The sequence below is a fragment of the Deltaproteobacteria bacterium genome (genome assembly GCA_009929795.1).
GTDB lineage: Bacteria > Desulfobacterota > Desulfovibrionia > Desulfovibrionales > Desulfomicrobiaceae > RZZR01.
The window spans coordinates 1-4,895 of sequence record RZZR01000162.1; the positions used below are offsets into that span (position 1 = coordinate 1).

5 protein-coding genes are annotated in these 4,895 nt (G+C 60.8%); 2 read left to right on the plus strand and 3 right to left on the minus strand.

Annotation, left to right across the window (positions count from 1 at the left end; all coding sequences use genetic code 11):
• Together EOM25_12150 and EOM25_12155 are read right to left on the minus strand one after the other, a co-directional pair.
• Window positions 1-374: hypothetical protein (locus EOM25_12150; protein ID NCC25925.1), on the minus strand; the 374-nt coding region annotated here is incomplete at its 3' end.
• A gap of 169 nt (window positions 375-543) precedes the next feature.
• Complete coding sequence (locus EOM25_12155) at window positions 544-1,017, minus strand: hypothetical protein (GenBank protein ID NCC25926.1); 474 nt, start codon at window positions 1,015-1,017, stop codon at window positions 544-546.
• A 104-nt stretch (window positions 1,018-1,121) separates the two neighbouring features.
• Between EOM25_12155 and EOM25_12160 the strand changes: the two genes are divergently transcribed.
• Both EOM25_12160 and uvrB read left to right on the plus strand, forming a co-directional pair.
• On the plus strand, window positions 1,122-1,958 hold the full coding sequence (locus tag EOM25_12160; GenBank protein NCC25927.1) for a phosphodiester glycosidase family protein: 837 nt from the start codon (window positions 1,122-1,124) through the stop codon (window positions 1,956-1,958).
• The gene (gene uvrB / locus EOM25_12165; GenBank protein ID NCC25928.1) at window positions 1,955-3,967 is read left to right on the plus strand and encodes an excinuclease ABC subunit UvrB; all 2,013 of its coding nucleotides are present in this window, start codon (window positions 1,955-1,957) and stop codon (window positions 3,965-3,967) included. Before EOM25_12160 ends, uvrB begins: the two co-directional genes overlap by 4 nt.
• Window positions 3,968-3,979: 12 nt before the next feature.
• On the opposite strand, the gene EOM25_12170 is transcribed toward uvrB, so the two are convergent.
• Window positions 3,980-4,801, minus strand: a complete 822-nt coding sequence (locus EOM25_12170; protein NCC25929.1) for an RNA methyltransferase — start codon at window positions 4,799-4,801, stop codon at window positions 3,980-3,982.
• Window positions 4,802-4,895: the final 94 nt, after the last annotated feature.

Below are 4,895 nucleotides of genomic sequence, written 5' to 3' on the forward strand. Positions count from 1 at the left end.
ACCTGCAAGGTGGCTTTGGCGTCGCCCGGACCTCGAGCCACGATGGTGTCGGTTCCGGTCTGAAAGCCGGCCTTCCAGGTAACCGATGCATACCCGCTGCCGTCAGTGGTGGCCTTCATGGTTCCGCTTGTGGAGCCGCTTTGGTTGATCTCCACGGAAAAGGAGATCTCCACGTCAGGAACACCCTTGTCGTCCAGACTTTTGGCCCGAGCAGAAAGAGTCACTTCCTGGCCGACATGGACTCGGGAACTGGAAACTCGGAACTCGGAGATGGACCCCACATCCCCGTTGGTTCCGGCGCCGCCGCCGTCACCGCAGGAGATGAGAAGGGTTGAGAGACAAAAAAAAGTCATGAGCATCCTGAAAGCGAACATGCTCGAAACTCCTTGGAGAGAGGGAAAGAATTCGGGGTGAATGAAAAAAAATGATACTGTTTTTCAAAAACTTATGTTCAATCGAAATTATTGTCAACTTGGCACTAAAGGAAAAAAATAATCATTTCAGATAGTTGTAAGGCAAAACTCAATAACGGTCGGGGGGCTGTCAGACGTCATGACTGGTCAGAGGAGGATGCAGGGCCAGATCGTACAGTCCGTGGACAGAGAAGGAGAGGGAATAGTTGGGTATCTTGTCGAATTGGATACGACCCACAGTTTGGGTGCACTGACATCGGGAGAGCGGGGTTAGCCCAGGCGGAACCGGGAGGGGAATCCAGGAAGCCCGGATATGGGTAAGCCTGGAGTCGTAGCGGTCGGCGAGGTATTGAACTAATGCCTTGGCCTCGTCCTCGGTGAAGGTCTCCAAGTAGACTGTTCGCCCATCTCCAGTTTCGGTAGAGTCCGGAACGATGACGGCAGAATTGTCGAGCGCCGGGTCAGGTTCTCCGGTTACGGGATCGGGCCGGAAGAGATGGGCGACGACGTCCCGACGCCCCTTGAAGCTTCGGATGGTCACCGAGATCACCACGCCCCGCTCTGCAGGCCATTGATCCGGCTTGGGCTCGATGTCGACGCGCATGGGCAACCTCCGCTGATGCTGGTTCCTGTGTTGAACGTGGTTTTGCATAGCAGGGCCGGACGGAACGATCAAGAATGGACTGGAAAGGAGAATTGATATAGCACATGACCATGGCCATGCGATGCCTGACGCTTTTTTCCGTCGTTTTGACGGTGGCCTCGATTCTTGGTTCCGTTTGGCCGGTGTTGGCCCAGGATCAAGACTGGATCGAGCCCGTGTCCGGTCTGGAGATTCGGAGCTTCCAAGCTCCGGGAGCCAGCGGATCGGGATTGCTGGCCGTTGTCCGAGCCGATCCGGGTCGGTTTAAAATCCGTCTGGCCATGGCCACTGAGCTGGGTGGTCGGCCCGACACGGTTAAGGCATGGGCATGGAGAACCGGCATGGTCGCGGCCATCAACGCGGGCATGTACCGGGCCGACGACACCTTGCGGAGCACTGGGTACATGCGTCGGGGCGGACATGTGAATAACGGGTACGTAAACCCAGGATACGGGGCATTCCTGGTCTTCGAGCCGGACAACGCCACCTTGCCGGCAGTTCGGATTGTTGATCGGGCCGAGGAACCTTGGGAAGAACTTGTGGCCCGCTACCGGACGGTGATCCAGAACTACAGGATGGTTAGCATCCATGGCGAGAACCTGTGGCCTGAGGATGGACCTCGGATCAGCATCGCGGCCGTGGGCTTGGACAGGCAGGGCCGAATTCTGTTCATGCATTCCAGCACTCCCCGGACCCAGCACGAGTTCAACAAGGTCATCCTGGGGCTCCCTTTGGAGGTTCACAACGCCATGTACGTGGAGGGAGGCCCCGAGGCCTGTCTGTATGTCCGGGCTGGCGAAATGGAGCGGGTCTGGACTGGGACGACCGGGAGGGGCCTGTGGCGGGCTGAGTCGGACCAATTGTGGCCGGTGCCCAACGTCCTCGGCCTGGTGCCCAAATGAGCAAGGACCATCAGAACGTCATGTTCATTCTGGAAACCGAGCTTCGTCCCAAGGGCGACCAGCCCGCGGCCATCGACCACCTGGTGGCCAACATCGAGGCCGGGGTGCGCGACCAGGTGCTGCTCGGCGTGACCGGCTCAGGCAAGACCTTCACCATGGCCGGAGTCATCGCCCGGTGCCAGAAGCCGACCCTGGTGCTGGCCCCCAACAAGACCCTGGCCGCCCAGCTTTACGGCGAATTCAAGGAGTTTTTCCCCCACAACGCCGTGGAGTACTTCGTCAGCTACTATGACTACTACCAGCCCGAGGCCTATCTGCCCCACACGGACACCTACATCGAGAAAGACTCGTCTATCAACGAGGACATCGACAAGCTCAGGCATGCGGCCACCCACGCCCTGCTGACCCGTCGGGACGTGATCATCGTGGCCTCGGTGTCCTGCATCTACGGCCTGGGCTCGCCCGAGTACTACGCCCGGATGGTCATTCCGGTAGAGCGGGGCCAGCAGATTGCCATGGAGGACATCATAGAACGTCTGGTCGAGGTCCAGTACGAGCGTAACGACATTGATTTTCATCGGGGCACCTTCCGGATCCGGGGTGACGTCCTGGAGATCATTCCGGCCTATCGCCACGAACGAGCCCTTCGCCTGGAGTTCTTCGGGGACGAGATCGAGACCATCAAGGACGTTGACCCCTTGACCGGGGAGGTTCTGGGAATGATCGAGAAGACGGTCATCTTTCCGGCCAGCCACTACGTCTCGGATCGGGACAACCTGAAACGGGCCGTCGATGACATTCGGGAGGAACTTCGTCATCGGCTGATGGAATTTCAGCAGGCCAACCGGCTGGTGGAGGCCCAGCGCCTGGAGCAGAAGACCCAGTTGGATTTGGAAATGATCGAGGAACTGGGCTATAGTAACGGAATTGAGAACTATTCCCTGCACCTGGACAACCGAAGACCCGGTCAGCCACCGGCCTGCCTGCTGGACTATTTTCCGTCGGATTTTCTCATGTTCATTGACGAGTCCCACATCACCATCCCCCAGGTTGGCGGGATGTTCAACGGCGACCGGTCCCGCAAGCAGACCCTGGTGGATTTCGGCTTCCGTCTGCCTACGGCCCTGGACAACCGGCCCCTGTGCTTTGACGAATTTCTGGAGCGTTTGAACCAGGCCGTGTTCGTCTCGGCCACGCCCGGGCCCTGGGAGATGGAGCGCTCCGGGAACACGGTGGTTGAGCAGATCATCCGGCCCACGGGTCTGGTGGACCCGGCAGTGGAGGTCCGGCCGACCACGGGCCAGGTGGACGACCTCATGGCCGAGTGCCGAAGAAGGGTGGAGCGAAACGAGCGGATCCTGGTGACGACCCTGACCAAGCGCATGGCCGAGGATTTGACCGAATTCCTCCAAGATCGGGGCATCCCCACCCGGTACCTACACTCGGATATCGATACCCTGGAGCGGGTGGCGGTCATCCAGTCCCTGCGGGCCGGGGAGTTTTCCGTGCTCGTCGGCATCAACCTCTTGCGGGAGGGACTGGATTTGCCCGAGGTCTCCCTGGTGGCCATTCTGGACGCGGACAAGGAGGGGTTTTTGCGCTCGTCCCGGTCCCTGATCCAGACCTTTGGCCGGGCGGCCCGCAACGTGGCCGGGCGGGTCATCCTCTATGCCGACCAGATCACCGAATCCATGCGGCGGGCCATGGATGAGACCGATCGCCGACGGGCCAGGCAGGAGGCCTACAATCGAGAGCACGGCATCGTGCCCGTCTCCACGGTACGCCGGGACGGACCCAATGCCTTGTATGCGGTCCGTGAGGCCCGGGAGATGGCCAAGGCCGCCGAGGAATCTGCGGGCTACGTCGTGGATCCGGCCCGGGCGGCAAAGGAAGTGGCCAAGCTACGGCGGGAGATGCGCAAGGCGGCCGAGAATCTTGAATTCGAGGCCGCGGCCGTGCTTCGGGATCGGATCAAAGCGTTGGAGGCAGTGTTGGCAGCAACGGCCTGAGCAGTTCGGGAATCAGGTTCCCTGTTCGGTCAATTCCCGACGGAGAAATTCGTACATGACCATGGCCCCGGCTTGGGCCACGTTCAGGGAATCCAGGCCGCCGGGCATGGGCACATGAGTCAGGACGTGGCACCGGCTCAGGAGGCCCGGTCGAATGCCCTGGTCCTCGTTGCCGAGAAGAACCACGGCTGGGCGGTGCAAGGGGGCGATGGGCAGGGGGGTCGATTCTGGACGCAAGGCCGTGCCGTAGACCCAGAAACCGACTTTCCGGCATCGGTCCAGGGCCTGGGCCAGGTTTCCAGCCTGGACGACCAAAAGGCGGTCCAGGGTGCCGGCCGAGGCCCGACGGGCGGCATCGCCGAGAAAGGAGGATTGGTGCCGGGGGACGATGATGGTCTGCCCGCCCAAGGCGTAGAGGGTTCGGGCCAGGGTGCCGACGTTGCCGGGGTCCTGGATCCTGTCCAGGGCCAGGACCAGGGGGAAGGCGGCGGAGCGGGCGGATTCCAGAGCCTCGTCCAGATCGGCATAGCCCGGAGGGAAGATCCGGGCCAGGGCTCCCTGGTGGTTTCCGGGGAACAACCGGTCCAGCTCGGGGCGCTCGACGATCCGGAACCGGACCCGGGCTTCGCGACAGGCCTGGACGACTTTTCCCCGATCTCCTCTTGGAGGGGCCTGGATCAGGACGAGGTCAATCTGGCCCGCGCGGGATTCGATGGCCTCCTGAACCGGTTTGGGGCCGGTAAGGATATGCTCAGCCGGACTGGTCGGTCCGGGGGAAACCCTTTCAAAACAAGGATTGGCCCGATTTTGGGGACGATTGTTTGGCTGGCTCACGGATTTGCCAACCGGGTCGGTTTTGGGTAGCTCGTGAAAATCATCACCATGTCTTGCGAGGAATACATGAAATTTTTGATCCTACTCTGCCTGC